Source organism: Pseudomonas sp. SJZ103, assembly GCF_007828335.1.
Lineage (GTDB): Bacteria > Pseudomonadota > Gammaproteobacteria > Pseudomonadales > Pseudomonadaceae > Aquipseudomonas.
In genome coordinates, this window is sequence record NZ_VIUN01000002.1 from 191,992 (window position 1) to 213,116 (window position 21,125).

Annotated in this window: 20 protein-coding genes and 1 riboswitch; of the genes, 11 read left to right on the forward strand and 9 right to left on the reverse strand. The window is 60.5% G+C overall.

The window, feature by feature from the left end; genetic code table 11:
• Positions 1-77: 77 nt before the first annotated feature.
• Together FBY10_RS06110 and FBY10_RS06115 are read left to right on the forward strand one after the other, a co-directional pair.
• Positions 78-491, forward strand: a complete 414-nt coding sequence (locus tag FBY10_RS06110) for a VOC family protein (RefSeq protein WP_145336885.1) — start codon at positions 78-80, stop codon at positions 489-491.
• A 34-nt stretch (positions 492-525) separates the two neighbouring features.
• Entirely contained in the window at positions 526-1,815 is a 1,290-nt protein-coding gene (locus FBY10_RS06115; protein ID WP_237683191.1) for a cation:dicarboxylate symporter family transporter, read from the forward strand.
• Positions 1,816-1,870: 55 nt separating this feature from the next.
• Here FBY10_RS06115 and FBY10_RS06120 read toward each other — a convergent pair whose 3' ends face one another.
• The 3 genes from FBY10_RS06120 to FBY10_RS06130 all read right to left on the reverse strand — a co-directional run bounded on the left by FBY10_RS06120 (position 1,871) and on the right by FBY10_RS06130 (position 5,272).
• A complete protein-coding gene (locus FBY10_RS06120; protein ID WP_131697467.1) occupies positions 1,871-2,761 on the reverse strand; it encodes a formate/nitrite transporter family protein in 891 nt (296 codons plus the stop codon).
• A 71-nt stretch (positions 2,762-2,832) separates the two neighbouring features.
• Positions 2,833-4,764, reverse strand: coding sequence for a patatin-like phospholipase family protein (locus tag FBY10_RS06125; RefSeq protein WP_145336886.1), 1,932 nt, complete (start codon positions 4,762-4,764; stop codon positions 2,833-2,835).
• Between the two features lie 103 nt (positions 4,765-4,867).
• Positions 4,868-5,272 (reverse strand): acyl-CoA thioesterase, encoded by a 405-nt coding sequence (locus FBY10_RS06130; RefSeq protein WP_131697469.1) that lies wholly within the window; start codon positions 5,270-5,272, stop codon positions 4,868-4,870.
• A gap of 199 nt (positions 5,273-5,471) precedes the next feature.
• A riboswitch (S-adenosyl-L-homocysteine riboswitch) is annotated at positions 5,472-5,578 on the forward strand.
• A gap of 21 nt (positions 5,579-5,599) precedes the next feature.
• Here FBY10_RS06130 and ahcY point away from each other — a divergent pair.
• The 5 genes from ahcY to FBY10_RS06155 all read left to right on the forward strand — a co-directional run bounded on the left by ahcY (position 5,600) and on the right by FBY10_RS06155 (position 12,168).
• A complete protein-coding gene (gene ahcY / locus FBY10_RS06135; protein WP_053128057.1) occupies positions 5,600-7,009 on the forward strand; it encodes an adenosylhomocysteinase in 1,410 nt (469 codons plus the stop codon).
• A 172-nt stretch (positions 7,010-7,181) separates the two neighbouring features.
• Positions 7,182-8,027, forward strand: coding sequence for a methylenetetrahydrofolate reductase [NAD(P)H] (metF, locus tag FBY10_RS06140; RefSeq protein WP_131697470.1), 846 nt, complete (start codon positions 7,182-7,184; stop codon positions 8,025-8,027).
• Between the two features lie 83 nt (positions 8,028-8,110).
• The gene (locus tag FBY10_RS06145; protein WP_145336887.1) at positions 8,111-9,193 is read left to right on the forward strand and encodes a hypothetical protein; all 1,083 of its coding nucleotides are present in this window, start codon (positions 8,111-8,113) and stop codon (positions 9,191-9,193) included.
• Between the two features lie 63 nt (positions 9,194-9,256).
• A complete protein-coding gene (locus FBY10_RS06150) occupies positions 9,257-10,048 on the forward strand; it encodes an ABC transporter substrate-binding protein (RefSeq protein ID WP_145336888.1) in 792 nt (263 codons plus the stop codon).
• A 221-nt stretch (positions 10,049-10,269) separates the two neighbouring features.
• Positions 10,270-12,168: a DEAD/DEAH box helicase gene (locus FBY10_RS06155; protein WP_131697472.1), complete on the forward strand. Its 1,899-nt coding sequence runs from the start codon at positions 10,270-10,272 to the stop codon at positions 12,166-12,168.
• 74 nt (positions 12,169-12,242) lie between these two features.
• Here the strand turns inward: FBY10_RS06155 and FBY10_RS06160 are convergent, their stop codons facing one another.
• Positions 12,243-12,821 carry a YceI family protein gene (locus FBY10_RS06160; protein WP_131697473.1) on the reverse strand — a complete coding sequence of 193 codons (579 nt, stop codon included), beginning with the start codon at positions 12,819-12,821 and terminating at the stop codon, positions 12,243-12,245.
• Between the two features lie 32 nt (positions 12,822-12,853).
• Positions 12,854-13,405, reverse strand: coding sequence for a cytochrome b (locus FBY10_RS06165; RefSeq protein ID WP_141607511.1), 552 nt, complete (start codon positions 13,403-13,405; stop codon positions 12,854-12,856).
• A gap of 272 nt (positions 13,406-13,677) precedes the next feature.
• Here FBY10_RS06165 and FBY10_RS06170 point away from each other — a divergent pair, with 272 nt between their 5' ends.
• A complete protein-coding gene (locus tag FBY10_RS06170) occupies positions 13,678-15,084 on the forward strand; it encodes an adenosylmethionine--8-amino-7-oxononanoate transaminase (RefSeq protein ID WP_145336889.1) in 1,407 nt (468 codons plus the stop codon).
• Positions 15,085-15,121: 37 nt separating this feature from the next.
• Positions 15,122-15,841 (forward strand): 16S rRNA (uracil(1498)-N(3))-methyltransferase, encoded by a 720-nt coding sequence (locus FBY10_RS06175; protein WP_131697476.1) that lies wholly within the window; start codon positions 15,122-15,124, stop codon positions 15,839-15,841.
• A 13-nt stretch (positions 15,842-15,854) separates the two neighbouring features.
• Here the strand turns inward: FBY10_RS06175 and FBY10_RS06180 are convergent, their stop codons facing one another.
• The 3 genes from FBY10_RS06180 to FBY10_RS06190 are packed head-to-tail and all read right to left on the reverse strand — an operon-like array spanning position 15,855 to position 18,391.
• Complete coding sequence (locus FBY10_RS06180) at positions 15,855-16,757, reverse strand: transporter substrate-binding domain-containing protein (RefSeq protein WP_131697477.1); 903 nt, start codon at positions 16,755-16,757, stop codon at positions 15,855-15,857.
• A 25-nt stretch (positions 16,758-16,782) separates the two neighbouring features.
• Positions 16,783-17,133, reverse strand: coding sequence for a RidA family protein (locus FBY10_RS06185; protein ID WP_131697478.1), 351 nt, complete (start codon positions 17,131-17,133; stop codon positions 16,783-16,785).
• Positions 17,134-17,143: 10 nt separating this feature from the next.
• Positions 17,144-18,391, reverse strand: a complete 1,248-nt coding sequence (locus tag FBY10_RS06190) for a D-amino acid dehydrogenase (protein ID WP_145336890.1) — start codon at positions 18,389-18,391, stop codon at positions 17,144-17,146.
• A gap of 107 nt (positions 18,392-18,498) precedes the next feature.
• On the opposite strand from FBY10_RS06190, the gene FBY10_RS06195 reads away from it, so the two are divergent.
• Positions 18,499-19,401: a LysR family transcriptional regulator gene (locus FBY10_RS06195; RefSeq protein ID WP_131697480.1), complete on the forward strand. Its 903-nt coding sequence runs from the start codon at positions 18,499-18,501 to the stop codon at positions 19,399-19,401.
• Between the two features lie 20 nt (positions 19,402-19,421).
• Here FBY10_RS06195 and FBY10_RS06200 read toward each other — a convergent pair whose 3' ends face one another.
• On the reverse strand, positions 19,422-20,039 hold the full coding sequence (locus FBY10_RS06200; protein ID WP_131697481.1) for a hemolysin III family protein: 618 nt from the start codon (positions 20,037-20,039) through the stop codon (positions 19,422-19,424).
• A 144-nt stretch (positions 20,040-20,183) separates the two neighbouring features.
• Between FBY10_RS06200 and FBY10_RS06205 the strand changes: the two genes are divergently transcribed.
• Positions 20,184-21,104 (forward strand): LysR substrate-binding domain-containing protein, encoded by a 921-nt coding sequence (locus FBY10_RS06205; RefSeq protein ID WP_131697482.1) that lies wholly within the window; start codon positions 20,184-20,186, stop codon positions 21,102-21,104.
• The last annotated feature ends 21 nt before the right edge of the window (positions 21,105-21,125 follow it).

Consider the following 21,125-nt stretch of genomic DNA (forward strand, 5'->3'; position numbering starts at 1 on the left):
CAGACCAAGGCGAACCCGTTTTACCCGGGTACACGACCTGTTTAATTTGAGGGTTCTCCCACACAGAGATGCCCCCCATGAACAGACCTTTCCACGCTGCATATCATGTTTATGACCTAAATCAGGCGCGCATTTTTTATCGAGATGTTTTGGGCTGCACGGAAGGCCGTAGCAGCGAGAGCTGGATCGACTTCGATTTTTTCGGGAACCAGCTTTCACTGCACTTGGGCACGCCGTTTCCCACCACACGTACCGGGCTGGTCGGTGAGCATCATGTCCTGATGCCGCATCTCGGCGTGGTGTTACCGCTTGAGGAATGGCTGACGCTTGCCGAACGCCTTACCCACCTGGGTACATGTTTCGAGATTCCGCCAGTGATCCGATTCGCTGGCGAGCCAGGCGAGCAACGCACGATGTTTTTTCTTGACCCCAGCGGCAACCCCATCGAGGTGAAAGGGTTCAAGGACTTCGCCGCGCTGTTCGCTCAATAAATCCCTGAAATCTACAACAATAAGGGGCACCTACATGACCACCAAAAAACCAACCAGCCTTGTGACTCGCATCATGATCGGTCTGGCCGCCGGGATAATCGTCGGCATCCTTCTCAACCAGTTTCCCGAACACAAGACGTGGTTCATTGACAATCTGCTGCAACCGGCAGGCGACTTGTTTATCAAGCTGATGAAGATGATCGTCGTACCTTTGGTCTTTGCTTGCATGACCGTCGGCATTGCCGGGATGGGAAATCCTGCCGCCTTGGGACGCGTTGGCGTGAAGACCTTCGTTTACTTCTTCACGATCACCAGTATTGCAATCGTCTTTGGTCTGATCGTTGGAAACGTCGTCGAGCCCGGCTCAGGTGCCGAATTTGGCAGCACGTTGCAGACGCCAGTAACAGAACTGGCCGCCAACGGCAAAACGCAGAATCTGGGGCAAACGCTATTGGCGATCGTGCCGGATAACATCGTCTTGGCCATGTCGCAGGGCAAGCTGCTCTCCGTGCTGTTTTTCGCCATCCTGTTCGGCTGCGCCTTGTCTATGCTGCCCGAGCAGCGCAAGGCCCCCCTGATCAGTGTGATGCAGGGCATCTCCGACACCATGTTCAAAGTCACCCATCTGGTCATGCATTACTCGCCGATCGGCATTTTCGGGCTGATCGCAGTTACCGTCGCCAGCTTTGGCCTCAGTGCCTTGCTGCCGCTGGCCAAACTGATCGGCACAACTTATGTCGCAGTGCTGTTATTTGCATTGTGCGTATTGGGCGCAGTTGCACGATTGGCGGGGGTCGGCTTCTTCCACTTGGTGCGGGAGATACGCAGTGAATTGTTGCTGGCCTACAGCAGCGCCGCGTCAGCAACAGTAATGCCTCAATTGATCGAAAAAATGGAGCGCTACGGCGCTCCGCGCCCTATTACCAGCATGGTTATCCCGCTGGGCTACTCGTTCAACCTGGATGGCGCATCGCTTTTTGCTGCGTTGGGCACGTTGTTCATCGCCCAGGCATATGGCATCGACCTGAGTCTGGCGGATCAGGGGATGCTGGTATTGATCATGGTGTTGACGTCAAAGGGCGCGGCGGGCGTGCCGGGTTTCATGTTTATCATCCTTACCGCGACCTTGACTGCGGCGGGTCTGCCCGTGGAAGGAGTGGCGATCATTGCAGGCGTGTATCGCCTGATGGATATGCCGGTCACAGCGTTGAATGTGCTGGGCAACGCGCTGGCGCCATTGGTGATTGCCCGGTGGGAGGGTCAACTCAAGGCACCTGACCGCACAATTGCCGCCGATTCTGCCAGCACGTCGCTCAAAGCCTGAAAGTCCTGATCCAGGTGCCCCGCAAAGAACGCGTTTGAGTCTTTGCGGGGCAATATCAAGCCTTTTTCTTACTCTGAGAAAGCTGCCCCCGTGCGCCGGAGTGAGTTGCAGAAGGTGCCTTGGTTTCGCTACGAATCTGCGCATGGCTGATCAGCGCAAAGATGAAGCTGCCACCGATGATGTTGCCGGCCAGTGTGGGGCCGGCAAACACGAGCCAGAAGTCTTTCCACGGCAGCTCACCGGCAAACACCAGGTATGACACTTCCGCCGAACCCACCACGATATGGGTGAAATCCCCCAGGGCCATCAGGTAGGTGATCAGAATGATGATCCACATCTTGGCGCTTTCCATCGAAGGGATCATCCACACCATGGTGGCGATCATCCAGCCGGAGACGATGCCCTTGGCGAACATCTGGCCGGCGTCGTTTTCCATGATCTTGCGCCCGATGTCCAGGAAGGCCATGTCGGTCTTGGTGTCGAAGATCGGCAGGTGCAGCATCACATACGCCACCAACAGCGTGCCGCACAGGTTGCCCACCAGTACCACACTCCAGAGCCTTATCAGCCGCCCGGCATTCGCCAGTGTAGGCTTGCTCATCACCGGCAACACGGCGGTCAGGGTGTTTTCGGTGAACAGTTGCTGACGCGCCAGGATCACCGCGAGGAAGCCTGCGCAGTAGCCGAAGCTGGCGATCACCTTGAACGCTTCGCCGTCCGGCAGGCGTGAATTGAGCAGCCCCATGGCCATCAACGACAGGCCCATGGTCAAGCCTGCGGCCAGGGCCGACCACCACAAGGCGGCGACGCTGCGCTCCAACTCCTGGTCGCCCTGGGTACGGATGATTTCGTGGAGCACCGCGGCGCGGGGTGGCTGGTTCTTGTCCACGTCCTGTTGCTCTTCCTGCGACAGGTTGGGGGTCTTGCCGTCTTCGTGGGTAGCCATGATGTTCCAGAGTCCGAGGGGTGCCTGTAGCTACGACATGCTGGCGCGGTAGCTGTTCAGTGACCAGACAACTAAACCGGCATGCGCCAAGCCTTGGCCATCTCCACAGTGGTGGAACTGGAAGGCGTGCTCCAGGGTTTGTTGCGCGCCTGGTATTTTTCGCTGAGGTCATCGAGCACACGGTTGAACGCGAGTGGCGAAGTGGCCTCGGCCAAGTCTCGGGCTGCGCGCTGTAACAGTTCAACATTCGACGCCGGCTGGCCTGGTCGGAACAACGATGGGTAGATGACCTCCCGCGTAAAGCTCTCGGCACTCACCGCGATATCGCGCCGCTTCATTTCAGCGACAGCGCAGGTCATGACCCTGGAAGAGGGTGAAGCATCGCCGGCCCCCCGTTTGGCAGCCACTTGCAGCAACGCCTGGAAATTATGCTGGTCAGGGTCATTCAAGCGCCGTCCCAACCATTCGATCTTCTCGGGACTGCGGGCAAGTGCATCCAGATTACGAACTGCCGACGACAGCTTCGGTGTGAACAGCAAGCCATCATGGGACTTCTCGACCGCAGCAATCGCACGGTCCAGGGCGTGCAACACCTGCTTCGCTTCTTCTCGAAACATCAGCACACTGGTAGCGGCCGTGTCTTTCTGCAATGCCGGCTGCACACTGGCCAGTGTTTTATCATCCATCGCCAGCACCGCTTCATCCAGCGTACCGAACGAGTGAGACTCACGCGTCGTGGCACGACGCTGCAGATGCCCCTCCACCGCTTCACGCGCCCTCTCCTGCAGGTGCTGCTTGTACTCATCCTTCATGGTGAAGTTGACCGTACCGTTGAGCAGGCCGCGAAAATCGCCTTTTTCGGTATTAAGTGGCAACGCCAGCGTCTGGTCGGCAAATGCTTCGAGCCTTTTATCCTGGTAAGCCTCGGCGGCCGAGTGGGGTGTTCCCGTGATGCAGTCGACCAGGCTGCTGAAAAAACCGCCACGTTGGGCTGGCGCCCCGACGGGGTCTGACTCGAACTTGATGATCAGCGACTCAGACTTGCTCAGGGGGCTTTCGGAAAACAAACGGTCCACCACGCCTGACGCTGGTGTATTGAGCAGCAGGCCACCATCCTGAAAGGCCGTGGTTTCAGATGCCCTCTGGAAGCCATGCCCTTGTTCCACAGGGCTTTTGAACAGTACGGGCAACGAACCCGAAATACGCGCGGCGCGGGCGATATCCATGTCCGGAGTCAAACTGCTGTTGAACACTACCAACTGTGGGCGCCCACCAAACATGCCAGTACCCGTGATATTGAGTTGCTTGACCGCTGGAATATTGCGACTTAACACCTCAAGGTCGGCAAACGTGGGCGCGCCACCTGCACTGAGCTTGTCAGCAATGCACATGACTTCGGCGGGACGGGTTTCTCTGGGAGTGTCGGCAATACGACCAAGAAGCGCCTTGCGCGACTCGTCGCGGATCATTTCCTCCAGCGGAACGGCAGCGGTTTTCAGACGTGGCAGCAGGGTCATCAGCAACTGGGAAATGTTGCCGGCCAGGCCCGGCAAGCGCCCCACATGCTTGCCAAGCGTCGAACTGGCTTCCTGCAACCAGGCCGTCACAGGGTCTTTGCTGTTCAGCAGACTGGGCAGATTGATGTTGTCCGACAGCCCATCGAATGCTGCCGCCCCCATGCCACTGGCAACCAAAGCTGCGGAAATCGCGCCGGCGGAGGAACCGGAGATCACCCGAATGCCTTCCAGTGTCCCTGCGTCTTCAAGTGCCTGCACGCCTCCCGAGAAAGCGACGCCCTTGGCCCCACCACCACTGAGCACCAAATGCGTGACGGGCGGCGGCGATAACACCACCTCCACCCGCCCTTGAGGATCGCGAAGGAGGGTCAGATTGCGCTCGCCGCCACTATCCACCAACAACGTCTTCGCCGTGTGATCGGCGCTGACTCCGGCATTTCCATGCAAATGAGACTGAACAGGAGTGACCGGATTGAGCACTTTCATGCACTGACTCTCTCTGCGGGGGTGTAATCCTGAGTGACGAGAGAGCCTGGAAAAGATCCACCCGGAACAACCTGGCAACAGAAATCAAACCGGTGGCATGTAATTATTCGCGCATGTCATCTTCCTGGAACTGGTCCTTTACATACTTGATCTCGGTACGGCCGTGGGGCGCGGGCAAGCCGTCTTCGCCGAGGTTGACGAAGACCATCTTCTCTACAGTCAGGATGCTTTTACGGGTGATCTTGTTGCGCACTTCACAGGTGAGGGTGATGGAGGTGCGGCCAAATTCGGTGGCAGTGATCCCGAGTTCGATGATGTCGCCCTGGCGCGAGGCGCTGACAAAGTTGATTTCGGAAATGTATTTGGTCACCACGCGCTGGTTGCCCAGTTGGACGATGGCGTAGATGGCCGCTTCTTCGTCGATCCAGCGCAGTAGGCTGCCGCCGAACAGGGTGCCGTTGGGGTTGAGGTCTTCAGGTTTTACCCATTTGCGGGTGTGGAAGTTCATGGTCACTCCAAAGCGTCTTGCCAAATGATGGGCAACATCATGGCAGAGCCTGCCCCCAAGCTCTATGCGCCGTTGCCTATCAACCCCATGCGCGATCTGCATGCCGCCGACAGAAAGGCTTGGGAAGTATCGCGTACACGGCTATAATCGCCACCGCTTCAAAACGGTCATCTTCAGTTGATACCGTTTCTCCCGCCACCTGTCCGAGGGGCGCTGCAGCAGGTTCAACCTGTCAGGCTCGGATGGGGCGTTGTCCGGCCTGGTTGCCCTGGCCTGATACTAAACGCACAACGGCGCCCATTCGCACACTACGAATGGAGGCTCTTCATGAGCGCTGTAATTACGCCTGCAGATTTCAACGACTACAAAGTCGCCGACATGTCCCTCGCCGCCTGGGGCCGTCGCGAAACCTTTATCGCCGAATCCGAAATGCCAGCCTTGATGGGCCTGCGTCGCAAGTACGCCGCCGAGCAACCGCTCAAGGGCGCTAAGATCCTCGGCTGCATCCACATGACCATCCAGACTGCCGTACTGATCGAAACCCTGGTGGCCCTGGGCGCCGAAGTGCGTTGGTCGTCCTGCAACATCTTCTCGACCCAAGACCAGGCCGCTGCCGCCATCGCCGCCGCTGGTATCCCGGTATTCGCCTGGAAAGGCGAGACCGAAGAAGAGTACGAGTGGTGCCTGGAGCAAACCATCCTGAAAGATGGCGCGCCTTGGGATGCCAACATGATCCTCGACGACGGCGGCGACCTGACCGAGCTGCTGCACAAGAAGTACCCGCAGATCCTCGACCGCGTCCACGGCGTGACCGAAGAGACCACCACCGGCGTGCACCGCCTGCTGGACATGCTGGCCAAGGGCGAGCTGAAAATCCCGGCCATCAACGTCAACGACTCCGTGACCAAGAGCAAGAACGACAACAAGTACGGCTGCCGTCACAGCCTGAACGATGCCATCAAGCGCGGCACCGACCACCTGCTGTCGGGCAAGCAAGCCCTGGTGATCGGCTACGGCGACGTGGGCAAGGGTTCGTCCCAGTCCCTGCGCCAGGAAGGCATGATCGTTAAAGTCTCCGAAGTCGACCCGATCTGCGCCATGCAAGCCTGCATGGACGGTTTCGAAGTGGTTTCGCCGTTCATCGATGGCGTCAATGACGGCACCGAAGCAAGCATCGACAAGGCCCTGCTGGGCAAGATCGACCTGATCGTGACCACCACCGGTAACGTCAACGTCTGCGATGCCAATATGCTCAAGGCCCTGAAAAAGCGTGCCGTGGTGTGCAACATCGGTCACTTCGACAACGAGATCGACACCGCTTTCATGCGCAAGAACTGGGCATGGGAAGAAGTGAAGCCGCAGGTACACAAGGTTCACCGTACCGGCGCTGGCGCTTTCGACCCGCAGAACGACGACTACCTGATCCTGCTGGCTGAAGGCCGCCTGGTTAACCTGGGCAACGCTACAGGCCACCCAAGCCGCATCATGGACGGCTCGTTCGCCAATCAGGTACTGGCCCAGATCTTCCTGTTCGGCCAGAAATACGCCGACCTGTCGCCAGCCCAGAAAGCCGAGCGCCTGACCGTGGAAGTACTACCGAAGAAACTCGACGAAGAAGTGGCCCTGGAAATGGTCCGCGGCTTCGGCGGCGTGGTGACTCAGCTGACCAAGACCCAGGCCGACTACATCGGCGTGACCGTCGAAGGTCCGTTCAAGCCGCACGCTTATCGCTACTAAGTAATCAGCCCAACCTGCTCTACCTGTAGGAGCGAGCCTGCTCGCGAAAAACTCAAGGACACCGCGTACATCCTGTTTCTACGCGTTATCGTTGACGTTCTTCGCGAGCAAGCTCGCGCCTACAGTGCAGATGGGTTGCACAGTCGGCTTCTGAGTTTCAAAGGGTATGACCATGTCCCAAGACCGTCGCTACAGCTTCGAGTTCTTCCCCACCAAGACCGATGCTGGGCATGAAAAACTGATGGCGACTGCCAAGCAGTTGGCCACTTACAACCCCGACTTCTTCTCCTGCACCTACGGCGCGGGCGGTTCGACGCGCGATCGTACGATCAACACCGTGTTGCAACTTGAAAGCGAAGTCAAAATTCCCGCCGCTCCGCATTTGTCCTGCGTGGGCGACAGCAAGGCCGATCTGCGCGGCCTGCTCACCCAATACAAGGCCGCCGGCATCAAGCGCATCGTTGCCCTGCGTGGCGACTTGCCGTCCGGCATGGGCATGGCCAGCGGTGAGCTGCGCCACGCCAATGACCTGGTGAGCTTCATTCGCGAAGAAAGCGGCGATCACTTCCATATCGAAGTGGCCGCTTACCCGGAGATGCACCCCCAGGCGCGCAATTTCGAAGACGATCTGCAGAATTTCGTACGCAAGGCCAACGCCGGCGCCGACAGCGCGATCACCCAGTACTTCTTCAACGCCGACAGCTATTTCTACTTCGTCGAGCGTGTACAGGCCATGGGTGTGAACATCCCGATCGTGCCGGGCATCATGCCGATCACCAACTACAGCAAGCTGGCGCGCTTCTCTGACGCCTGCGGTGCAGAGATCCCACGCTGGGTGCGCAAGCAACTGGAAGCCTATGGCGATGACGTTAAGAGCATCCAGGCGTTCGGCGAGCAGGTGATCAGCAATATGTGTGAAAAATTGTTGCAAGGTGGCGCGCCAGGCCTGCACTTCTATACCCTGAACCAGGCTGAACCAAGCCTCGCGATCTGGAACAACCTTAAACTGCCACGCTAGGCTGGTTTAATCGCTGTACCCGGCCCTCGTTATTACGGGGGTTTTTTTCGTCTATATATCTCCGGAAAGGAAGCCTGCAGTACATGAATACAGCGTCCCCGACTCTCCGCCCGCAACTGGTGTACTTGGTATTCGGCGCCGAGACCTATCATCAGGAAGCCGTATTCAGCATCGCCAGTGCCCTGGCCCAACTGGGCGGCCCCCAGGACATGCCATTGGACATCCAGGTGTTCAGCGACAACCCGGCCCCCTATCGCGGCTTGCCGGTACAGGTTCACACGCTGGACGACGCCACGCGCAGACGCTGGAGCGAGCCCCACGGCTACCACTTCCGCACCAAACATGTGCTGTTGCGCCAGGTGCTGGAAACAGCGGAGCGCGCGCTGTTGATCGACACCGACACTTTTTTCCACGACTCGCCCATGGCGCTGTTCGAACGCGTCGCGCCCGGTACCGTGCTGTGCAATGCCTTCCAGGCCAAGTACGGCGACAACCGCGAAAGCGTGCTGTATGAAACCATGGCCAAGCACCTCGCAGACAAAGGCCTGGCCGACGACGACATGTGGCTGCTCAACTCCGGCGTCATGGGCCTGGCCCGGCAAGACGCGCACATCCTTGATCGCTCGATCGAGTTGATGGACGAACTGTTCCCGATGGCCCGGGGCGCCTACACCCTGGAAGAATTCTGCCTGTCAGTGGCCGTGTACCGCACGCTCAACGTGCGCCAGTGTCCCGACCTGATCCACCATTACTGGAGCCGCAAGCAGCTGTTCCGCGCCAAGGTAAAGGCTTGGATCACCAAGCACGCCGCAGACCCCATCTGCGCCAAGGCCCTGGCCGACACCCGCAATGTGTCTGCCCACCTGCCTCGTCCGCCGCGCCTGCAGCGCTTGATGTACAAGCTGATCACCTTGGCCTTGCCCAAACGCAAGCAGCAGTTCATCCGCGAAATCCTCTACGGCTGCTACGAGCACGAAAATGAATTCGACCAGGCCTGTGGCCCGGTCTGGTGGGACAAGGCCCTGCAGAATCAGGAAGAGCGGCAAAAATGCCCGGTCGACGCGCACCAGCTCGAACATTGGTTCGCCAACCCTGTGGTGCGCCTGATTCTGGGCGAGCGACGTGCAGCCATCTACGCACACCTGATGACTTCACCGACAAAATAGCGCTGCCCGCAGATGCGTGTGCCAGAGCTTCTCTTTAGCGCGCGGGCGTCGTAACCTCGGGGCATGCCCGTCATTCTGAAGCTGTTGACCGCTGCGCTTTTTACTTGCTTGAGCCTGGCCGCTTATGGCGAGAAATTGCGCATTGTCACCGAGCCCTGGGCGCCTTACGTGTATGAAGAACACGGCGCCATGCGCGGGCTGGACTACGAAACCACGGTGATCGTGTTCCAGCGCCTGGGGGTCGATGTGCAATGGCAGTTCCTGCCCTGGAAGCGCTGTCTGGCCATGCTTGACCAGGGCAATGCCGATGGCGCACTGGATATTTTCCACAGTCACGACCGCGACGCGCTGCTGCTGTACCCCAGCGAACCGTTGTCGGAAGTGGAGTTCGTGATGTTCTACGCCAACGAGCGCCCTTACCCGGTCCAAAGCCTTGACGACCTTGGCGGCCTGACTGTCGGCACGTCCCCAGGCTACCTGTACAGCGCCCCCTTCAGCGACTCTGCCGCGTTCAACCGCGAGCCGGCCCCCAGCCATGAGGCCAACTTCGGCAAATTGCTGCTGGGGCGCATCGACCTGGCGATCACCGACCGCAGGGTCGGCCAGCATGTGATCAAGACGCTGGGCCTGGAGGACAAGGTCAGCCAGGCTCCCGTTGTGGTCAGCCGCCAGCAGCAATACCTTGCCGTTCGCCGTGGCGCGGGGATGGACCTGCTGGTGCAACGCTTTGCCGCCGAACTCAAGCGTTTCAAACAGGAGCCGGCCTATGCCGCCTTGAGCGCCAAATATGGTGGAATCCAAGCCAAAACAGCGCCCGGAGGCACCGTTGAGCAGCAGGAAAGCAGCGCGCCGTGATTGCTCTGTTATACTCCGGCCTTTCCGCCAGGCTCACGCCCGGCCGCTGAGGTCCTGAAAAAGGCACCCAACCCCGCTACTGCGCAGCTTTCAGCCCGCGCGAGCCGGTGGAGTGCCCGCCAGACGCAGCAGGACCGGACGGGATTGCGCTCCCCTAAGCGCCATTCACGCCCGGCAAGATTATCCCTTTGGGCCAAGCCCTAACTAAAACAGGATTACTCATGTCCTTTGCTTCCCTCGGTCTCTCCGAGGCTTTAGTCCGCGCCATCGAGGCAGCGGGCTATACCGAGCCTACTCCGGTGCAACAGCGGGCTATTCCCGCCGTGTTGCAAGGTCGCGACCTGATGGTTGCGGCTCAGACAGGTACTGGTAAAACCGGCGGCTTCGCCCTCCCGATTCTGGAGCGGTTGTTCCCCAACGGTCACCCGGACAAATCCCAGCGTCACGGCCCGCGCCAACCGCGCGTACTGGTCCTGACCCCTACCCGCGAGCTCGCCGCCCAGGTGCACGACAGCTTCAAGCTGTACGCCCGCGACCTGAAGTTCGTCAGCGCCTGCATCTTCGGCGGCGTCGGCATGAACCCACAGGTTCAGGCCATGTCCCGCGGTGTTGACGTGCTGGTGGCGTGCCCCGGTCGTTTGCTCGACCTGTGCGGCCAAGGCAGCGTCGATTTGTCCCACGTGGAAATCCTCGTGCTGGACGAAGCCGATCGCATGCTCGACATGGGCTTTGTCCATGACGTGAAGAAGGTCCTCGCCCGCCTGCCGGCCAAACGTCAGAACCTGCTGTTCTCGGCAACGTTCTCCCAAGACATCACTGCCCTGGCCGGCAAGCTGCTGCACAACCCGGAACGTATCGAAGTCACGCCGCCGAACACCACGGTCGAGCGTATCGAGCAACGCGTATTCCGCCTGGCTGCCAGCCACAAGCGTTCATTGCTGGCGCACCTGATCACTGCCGGCGCCTGGGAACAGGTGCTGGTGTTCACCCGCACCAAGCACGGCGCCAACCGCCTGGCCGAGTACCTGGACAAGCACGGCCTCACCGCCGTCGCCATCCACGGCAACAAGAGCCAGAACGCCCGCACCAAAGCCCTGGCCGACTTCAAGGCCGGTGAAGTGCGCATCCTGGTCGCCACCGATATCGCCGCACGCGGCCTGGACATCGACCAGTTGCCACACGTGGTCAACTTCGAGCTGCCAAACGTCGACGAAGACTACGTGCACCGTATCGGCCGTACCGGCCGTGCCGGTCGTTCGGGTGAAGCCATTTCCCTGGTTGCCCCGGATGAAGAGAAACTGCTGAAAAGCATCGAACGCATGACCAAGCAGAAAATCGCCGATGGTGACCTGATGGGCTTCGATGCCAGCGCCGTTGAGGCCGAGAAGCCTGAAGTGCGTGAGCGTCCGGACGTGCGCAACCCACGTAACCCACGCGGTCCAAAGGGCGATGGCCCGAATGGCGGCGGTGGTGGCGGTGGTCGTCGCGACAAGGGCAAAGACAAAGGCGGCAAGGAAAAAGCGCCCACCAACGGCCGTGGCGAACGCCCAGCCCGCGAGCAGAAGCCCCGTGAAGGCACCCCGGCCCGCGAACAGCGCCAGCCGAGCCAGCCGCCACGTGCCACAGCCGACCGCGCCCCCGACGAGTTCCTCGACGACGACGTGGATAACTTTGGTAACCGCGTTGACTACGTACCCCAGGCCAAGCCAGCCCAGGGCCGTGGCCGTCGTCCAGGTGCTCCGGCGCCGGGCGCAGCTGCCGGGACTGGCGCTCCACGTGGCGGCCAGCCTCAGGGCGGTCGTCAGAACGGCCCGCGCAACAGCAGCGGCGGCACGACCGGCACCCCGCCGGCCAAGCGCAGCGGCCCGCGTAACGGTGCACCGCGTGATGGCCAGGCACGTCGCGAAGATTCGCGCAGCAACAACCGCCGCCCGGCCCGTGATGACCAGCCGCGTTTGTCCGAGCCAGCCGTGCAGAACCCGCGCGGTGGTCCGGCGCCAAAGATCATCCACAAGGAGTCGAAGGCTGATCGCTTCCCGACACCTGAGCAGTTGGATCAACTGCCAGGCCGTCCTCGTGGTGAAAAACCGGCATTGCTGACCCGCAACCGCGAGGCATAAAAAAAACCCGTATCGCTAGATACGGGTTTTTTTTGCCTGTAGGAGCGAGCTTGCTCGCTCCTACCTGCGAAGCATTACTTCGCTTTCACGCCTTCCAGCGAGATGTCCAGGTCGACAGTCTGGGAAGTCGGGCCTGGGCCTTTGATGCCGAAGTCGTTCAGGTCCAGCGTGGTCTTGGCGTTGAAGCCAGCACGTTCGCCGCCCCATGGATCCTTGCCTTCACCGTTGAACGTAGCCTTGAAGGTCACAGGCTTGGTCACGCCGTGGAAGGTCAGGTCGCCCGTCACGTCAGCAGTTTTTTCGCCGGTGGATTTAACTGCGGTGGACACGAACTTGGCGTCCGCGAACTTGGCAACGTCCAGGAAATCCTTGCTGGCGATGTGCTTGTCACGTTCAGCGTGGTTGGACCACAGGCTGGCGGTTTTCACGTCGACTGCGATTTTGCTGGCTTCAGGCTTGGCGGCATCCCAGCTGAACGTACCATCCCAGTCCTTGAAGGTACCGTGGATGTAGCTGTAGCCCAGGTGGCTGATTTTCCAGTCGATGAAGGCGTGCTGGCCTTCTTTGTCGATCTTGTAGTCAGCGGCCATCACCTGGCCTGCCGACAGCAGTGCAGTACCGATTGCCAGAGCAGCGAGTGTCTTTTTCAACATGCTTTCTATTCCTTGTGAGTCGAGGTTGAACATCAGGCTTTGCGCCCCAGCATTCGCGTGAGGGTCGCATCACGATCGATAAAGTGGTGTTTCAACGCAGCCACGCCGTGCAAGCCGGCGAAGACTACCAACACCCAGGCGAGGTACAGGTGCACCACGCCAGCGGTGTCTGCCTGGTCCGGTAGACCGGAAACCACGGCAGGAATTTCAAACAGGCCAAACACCGGGATACCGACACCGTCTGCGGTGGAAATCAGGTAACCGGCGATCATCACGGCAAACAGCCCGAGATAAAGGAACGCGTGGCCGAACGCGGCACCGATGCGGGTCAAGCGGCTGTAACTGGCCAGCGGCGGCGGCGGCGGGCTGATCAGGCGCCAGACGATTCGTACCAGCATGATGGCGAACAGCGTGATGCCAATGCTCTTGTGCAGGTCCGGCGCTTCTTTGCGCCAGGCGCTGTAATAGTCGAGACCGACCATCCACAAGCCCAGGGCGAACAGCCCGAACACCACCAGGGCCACGCCCCAGTGCAAAACCATACTGACCCAGCCATAACGGGCCGGAGAGTTACGTAGCTGCATGTACTTAATCCCGTAAGAGCTGCGCCCAAGACTAGCGATTTACCTATCGAATTAAAGCGGAAAATTTTGCTTTGAAATATCGAGAAATACGATCTGGAGCGTATGCACAGTAAGTTAACCAAGGATTAAGGACTATTCCTAAGAAACGTGACAGTCCGTCCTACGTTTACTCCGAATTCCCCACAATGGCTTGTGACCCGGGCCACCATTGCATAGGCTTGCGCGATTGTTTCACCTGCGCCGCTCGCAGGACCGCTTCGAGGAGATCACCGATGGGCTTGAACAACCAGTGGATGCAACGCGACCTCGCGGTGCTGTGGCATCCCTGCACCCAGATGAAAGACCACCAGCAACTGCCGCTGATCCCGATCAAGCGCGGGGAAGGCGTCTGGCTGGAAGACTTCGAAGGCAAGCGCTACCTCGACGCCGTCAGCTCCTGGTGGGTCAACGTCTTCGGCCACGCCAACCCGCGCATCAACCAGCGCATCAAGGACCAGGTCGACCAACTGGAACACGTGATCCTCGCCGGTTTCAGCCACCAGCCGGTGATCGAGTTGTCCGAGCGCCTGGTAAAGATGACCCCCGAGGGCCTGACCCGCTGCTTCTACGCCGATAACGGTTCGTCGTGCATCGAAGTCGCGCTGAAGATGAGCTTTCACTATTGGCTCAACCGTGGCCTGCCGGACAAAAAACGTTTCGTCACCCTCACCAACAGCTACCACGGCGAAACCATCGCCGCGATGTCGGTGGGCGACGTGCCGCTGTTTACCGAGACCTACAAGGCGCTGCTGCTGGACACCATCAAAGTGCCGAGCCCCGATTGCTATCTGCGCCCCGAGGGCATGAGCTGGGAAGAACACTCGCGCAACCTGTTCATGGCCATGGAGCAGACCCTGGCCGAGCACCACGACACCGTCGCCGCCGTGATCGTCGAGCCGCTGATCCAGGGCGCTGGCGGCATGCGCATGTACCACCCGGTGTACCTCAAGCTGCTGCGCGAGGCCTGCGACCGCTATGGCGTGCACCTGATCCACGATGAAATCGCCGTGGGCTTCGGCCGCACCGGAACCATGTTCGCCTGTGAACAGGCCGGCATCCGTCCGGACTTCCTGTGTTTGTCCAAGGCACTGACGGGCGGCTACCTGCCGTTGGCCGCCGTGGTCACCACCGATGACGTCTACGACGCGTTCTACGACGACTACCCGACCCTGCGCGCCTTCCTGCACTCCCACAGCTACACCGGCAACCCGCTGGCGTGCGCGGCGGCCCTGGCAACCCTGGATATTTTCGAAGAAGACAACGTCATCGAAAACAACAAGGCCCTGGCCCAGCGCATGGCCACCGCAACGGCGCACCTGGTCGACCATCCGCATGTCTCGGAAGTACGCCAGACCGGCATGGTGCTGGCCATCGAAATGGTCCAGGACAAGGCCACCAAGACCGCTTACCCGTGGCAGGAACGCCGTGGCCTGAAGGTATTCGAACACGCCCTGGAACGCGGCGCGCTGTTGCGGCCGCTGGGCAGCGTGGTGTATTTCCTGCCGCCCTACGTGATTACGCCGGAGCAAATCGACTTCCTCGCCGAAGTTGCCAGCGAGGGCATCGACATCGCCACCAACAGCAAAGTCAGCGTGGCGGTGCCGAAGGACTTCCACCCCGGCTTCCGCGATCCGGGTTGATTGCCGGCACACCTACACCTTTTTCCAGAGAACAGAAATGAGACTGTCCCGCTTTTTCACCGACACCCCGCTGAGCCTCGGCGATCACGAACTGCCCGAAGCCCAGGCGCACTACATCAGCCGCGTACTGCGCATGGGCGAAGGTGACGCCGTGCAATTGTTCGACGGTTCCGGCCAGGAGTTCCTGGGCAGTCTGCTGGAAGTCGGTAAAAAACGCGTCACCGTGCAACTGACGGAAAGCTTCGCCGGCCAGGCCGAATCGCCGCTGCACATCCACCTCGGCCAGGGCCTGTCCCGGGGCGAGCGCATGGATTGGGCGATCCAGAAAGCCACCGAGCTGGGCGTCAACGCCATCACGCCGATCTTCAGCGACCGCTGCGAAGTGCGCCTCAAGGACGAACGCGCCGACAAACGCCTGCTGCACTGGCGCCAGGTAGCGATCAGCGCGTGTGAGCAATGCGGGCGTTCGACGGTGCCGGTGATTCATCCGCCGTTGCTGCTGGCAGACTGGTTGAAGCAGGTCGAGGCGGATCTGAAGCTGGTGCTGCACCCGGTGGCCGAGCCAATGGTCAGCCATGCCAAGCCTGCGAGCCTGGCGTTTCTGATCGGGCCGGAGGGTGGGCTGACCGACAACGAAGTCGACACCGCCCAAGGCGCCGGCTTCCACGCCGCCCGCCTCGGCCCCCGCGTGTTGCGCACCGAGACTGCGCCCGTCGTCGCGTTGGCCGTCGCCCAACAACTCTGGGGCGACTTCTAACGGTGGGAGGTGATCAGTCCACCGGATCGCTGATCGGCTTGGCAATGATCGCCTTCAACTCACTGGTCATCGGGAATTCCAGGTTCAAGCCCTTGGGCGGAATCGGCTGTTCAAACCAGCGCTGGTAAATCCCGTTGATCTCCCCCGAGCGGTACAGGTCGCCGAGGGTCTCGTTGACCACCGCGAGAAACTGCGGGTCATCCTTGCGCACCATGCAGCTGTAGATCTCCCGCGACTGTTCCTCGCCCACCACCACCCAGTTATGCGGGTCGCGGGCTTTGGCGCGTTCGCCGTAGAGCAATGCATCGTCCATATAGAACGCGGCCGCGCGGCCCGTCTCGAGCATCTTGAATGCCTCGCCGTGGTCCTTGGCGCTGATGACGAACATATTGCTCTTGTGCTCGGCGTTGTAACGCTTGAGAAAACGCTCGTTGGTGGTGCCGGCGGTGGTCACCACGTTCTTGCCCCCCAGGTCGGCGAAGCCCTTGATGCCGCTGTCTTTAGCCGTCAGCAACTGGCCTTTCACGTAAATAAACCCGTAGGAAAACGCCACCTGTTTCTGCCGCTCGGCGGTCACCCCGGTGGAACCGCACTCCAGGTCGACAGTGCCGTTCTGCACCAGCGGAATGCGCGTCTGAGAGGTCACCAGGTTGTACTTCACCTTAAGGTCGGCCACCCCGGTTTTCTGCTGGATACGCTCGACGATCTTGCTGGCCAGGTCCACCGAATAGCCCATCGGCTTGCCGCTGTGATCGCCCACGTAGGAAAACGGCACCGACGCGTCGCGATAACCCAGGGTGATGGACTTGGCGTTGGCGATCTTGCCCAGCGTACCGTCCAGCGGCGCCTGATTGGCATGGGCGTGTGCCCCCAGCAAAAGGCCCAGGGTGCAGCCGGTCAACAGGATTTTTTTCATTGTTATTCTCCGTTGGTCTTTAACGTTATTTACGTACAGCTATCACGCTGATTTCCACCAGCACACTCGGCCGTGCCAGTTCCGCCTGCAAGGTGGTGCGCGTCGGCGCCATCCCCGGCGATAGCCAGGCGGCCCATACGTCATTCATCGGCGCGAAACCGCTGCCGATGTCTTTCAAGTAAATGGTCGCATTGAGCAAATGATCCTTGTCACTGCCGGCCTGGGCCAGCAGCGCATCGACCTTGGCCAGCACTTCGCGGGTTTGCGTCGCCACATCCTGGCCTTCGCCGGGCACCTGGCCCGAAAGGAATACCAGATCCTTGAACGTGACGGCGCCGGACAGTCGCTCGTTGCTGCTGATTCGGTTGATGGTCATGGAAGCATCCTTATGCAGCGCGGGGCGCCAGGCCCTGCATATCAATGGAAGGTAGGTGGTGGTCGATCAGTTCGGCCAGTAATTGGCCACTGCCACACGCCAGGGTAAAGCCGAGGGCGCCGTGGCCCAGGTTCAGCCACAGGTTGCGATAGACACTGGGGCCAATCAGCGGCACACCGGTCGGGGTGGCCGGGCGCATACCGGCCCATTCCACGGCATGGGCATAGTCGCCAGCTGTAGGAAATGTCTCGATCGCCTGACGTTTCATAAGCGCCAGGCGCTTGGGCTCAAGGCTGGCGTCAAAGCCGACGATATCCACCATAGCCGCCACACGCAGCTGTTCGCCAATACGCGCGTAGACAATCTTGCGGTCGTAGTCGGTGATGCTCACATTCGGCGCTTGGTGCTGCGCGCCAATCGGCACGCTGAGGCTGTAGCCCTTGAGCGGATACAGTGGCAATGACAAACCCGGCAACGCCAACTCGGCGCTGCGATGACCGGCCGCGAGCACCAGGTGTTCCACCGGCATCACTTCGCCACCCAACTCGATGGCCTGCACCGCGCCACCCGCATGGCGAATCCCGGTGACCTTGCGCCCCAGCAAAAAGGTGCAGCGCCCCGACGCTTCAAGGCGTGCCGCCAGCTGTTGGCAGAAGGCATGACAGTCCGCCACTTCCTCATTCGGCGTGTAGATCCCCCCGACAAACTCCTCCGCCGCCTGCACCAGCGCCGGCTCCAGGCGCGCACAATCCACCGTCGACAGTACCTGTTGTTGCAGGATATCGGTGACCTTGCTGCGCGCGCGCTCAAAGGTGTCGGCATTACGAAAGGTCACCAGCTTGCCATTACGCCGCCAGTTGAAAGCGTCCAGACGATCGTCGACGCGCCATTGCTGCAAGGTGTTTTGACTCAGGCTTGCCAGGCGTAGCAAGTGGGCGGCGTTGCGCTTGTTCACCGAGCCCCGGCAGGCACCGATGAAGGCGGCCATCCAGCGCCATTGCTGAGGGTCCAGGCGGGGGCGCAGCTTCAGCGGCGAGTCACCGCGCAGCAACCAGCCAATCGCCTGCAACGGCACTCCCGCATCAGCCAGCGGTGCGACATAGCGGTAGGACAATTGCCCGCCATTGGCGAAACTGGTTTCGCTGCCCAAGGTGTCGCGCGCATCGATCACCGTCACTTCATGGCCGGCACGCACCAGCGCATAAGCACTCGCCAGGCCGATAACCCCACCGCCAATGATGCAAACCTGCCTGGCCATCCCGACCTCCAGCCCTTGAATAAGTAGACTCAAGCGTAGGCGCAGGTGACAGGCCAGCGACAATGAATAAAGATGGACCACCTATAAACAAAGGTTATGGACTTGCCATGCGCTTGCGTCATATCGAAATCTTCCAGGCCATCCGCCAGACCGGCTCCGTCAGTGCGGCTGCGCAGTTGCTGCATGTGTCGCAACCGGCGGTGACCAAGGTGTTGCAGCATGCCGAGCTGCAGCTGGGCTTTCCGCTGTTCCTGCGGGTGCGCGGTAAATTGCAGCCCACGCCGGAAGCCCTGGCGCTGGAAAGCGAGGTCGAGAAAGTCACCGAGAGCCTGCAAGGTGTGCGACGCCTGGCCAAGAGCTTGCGCCGCGCCCCAGGGCAAAGCGTGCGGGTTGGCGCAATCCCGGCGTTGGCGCTGTCGCTGCTGCCACCGGCGATTCTGGAATGGAAGCGCGACTACCCGGACATCGCGTGCGAGCTGTCCAGCGACCATAGCCGCGAGCTGGTGCAAAAACTGCTGATGCGTGAAATCGACCTGGCGTTGACCCTCAACTTCTCCGGCCATCCTGGGTTGACCACACAGGTGCTGGCCAATGGCGTGTTGGTGGCCCTGGCGTCGAAAAACTACTGGCCAGACGCAGCACTGCATCAGGCGCTGCCACTGGCTGAGCTGGCGGGTGCGCCGTTGATTGGCCTGTCCAGCGCCGACCCGCTGGCGGCGAAACTCGACAGCTACCTGGAACATGTCGACCCACCGCCTCGAGTGACGATTTCAGTGCAAACCTATTCCCTGGCCCGGGCGATGGTGGAATCCGGCGCCGGCTTGACGGTCATCGATCCGTTCACGGCGTTGGGCGCCTCAACGGCCACCACCTGCATCCGCACCCTCACACCGCCGCTGCCGATCACCCTCTACGCCCTGACCCGCGCCGATGAACCACCGCCGCATATGCTGGCAAACCTGTTGGAGATCCTGAGCAAGCGCGCAGGCGAGTTATTGGGACGCCTCTAAGGACACCGCCCCTCCCGCATTCAAAGAACGTAATGCATGATCGCCACAAAGTGCAGCAGGCTCCCGCCGATCACAAACAAATGCCAGATCCCATGGGAATGCCGCAGGCGATCCTCCAGGGCGAAGAAGATGATGCCGACGGTATACAGCACCCCGCCCGCCGCCAGCCAGGTAAACCCCGCCGTCCCCAGCGCGGCAATCAGCGGCTTGACCGCCACCAGCACGATCCAGCCCATCACCGCGTAGATCACGATGGACAGGATGCGCGCCTCGGAGCGCGGCTTGATCTCTTGCAGGATGCCGATCACCGCCAGCCCCCACACGATGCCGAACAACGTCCACCCCCACGGGCCTCTCAGCGTCACCAGGCAAAACGGTGTGTAGCTGCCGGCGATCAACAGGTAGATCGAAAAGTGATCGACCTTCTGCATGATCTCTTTTCGCCGCCCCTGGACGCTGTGGTACACGGTCGACGCGCTGTACAGCACCATCAGCGTAAAGCCGTAAATCGCCACGCTGACGATCTTCCAGGGGCTGCCGTCCAGGCTCGCCACCACCAACATCCACACGGCACCCATACACGCCGCGACCGCACCGAGCAAATGGCTCCAGGCGTTGAATCGTTCCCCGTGATACATCTGTCACTGACCTCCTGTAGCCGCTGGGACTGGCTGGCAAGCGTCCAGCCTTGCGCATAAGAGTGCAAGCGTCTTGTGACGTTCCGAGGACGCCGCACGGTTTTGCGGGCACAATCGGACGCATTCGAACAAGAGCCCACGGCCATGCTGATCGACGAAGAATTCACCCTCAAAAAGCTGGAAATCTTCCTGGCATTCATGCGCACCGGCAACCTGGCCCGCGCCGCCGCCGAACTGCAAACCAGCAATGTCAGCGTGCACCGCGCCATCCACTCCCTGGAAAATGCCCTGCGCTGCCCGCTGTTCAAACACGAGGGCCGCAACCTCACCCCGCTGGAAAGCGCCTACGTGTTAGAAGAACGCGCGCAGAAACTGATCGCCGATGTGGTCGACAGCGTACGCCTGACCCGCGAAGCCGCCGGTTTCTCTGCCGAACGCTTCAAGCTCGGCTCGCTGTATTCGCTGACGGTCAAGACCGTGCCGCAACTGATCATGGGCCTGAAAATCAGGCGCAGCGAACTCAATATCGACCTGATCCTCGGCTCCAATTTCGACCTGCTGTACAAGCTCAAGAACATGGAAGTCGACGCGATCCTCATCTCCCTCGACGAACACGCCAACGACCCCGACTGCGAACAGATTGCGCTGTTCTCCGATGACATTTTCCTCGCCACCCCGGCCGACTCGCCCTTCGACCGCGACCAGGAAATCGACCTGGCCGACGTGCGCGATGCCACCTTCATCACCCTCACCCAAGGCTTCGCCACCCACCAGGACGGCAACCGCGTGTTCAAGCAGGCGGGGTTCGAGCCGAAGGTGGCGATGCAGGTGAATGACATCTTCACACTGCTGAGCATGGTCAGTTCGGGGGTGGGTTATGCGTTGCTGCCGGGGCGGATTGCGGCGGTGTATGAAAACCGCGTGAAGCTGATACCGCTGCAACCCCGGTATCGGTTGCAGCAGCATATCGGGGTGGTGTTTCTGAAGGCCAAGGAGCGTGATCCGAACTTACTGGCGTTGTTGGCGGAGTGTCGGATGTATGCCAATCGGCAGGGGACAGCCTGACACTCCGCGATTGGGGGGCAG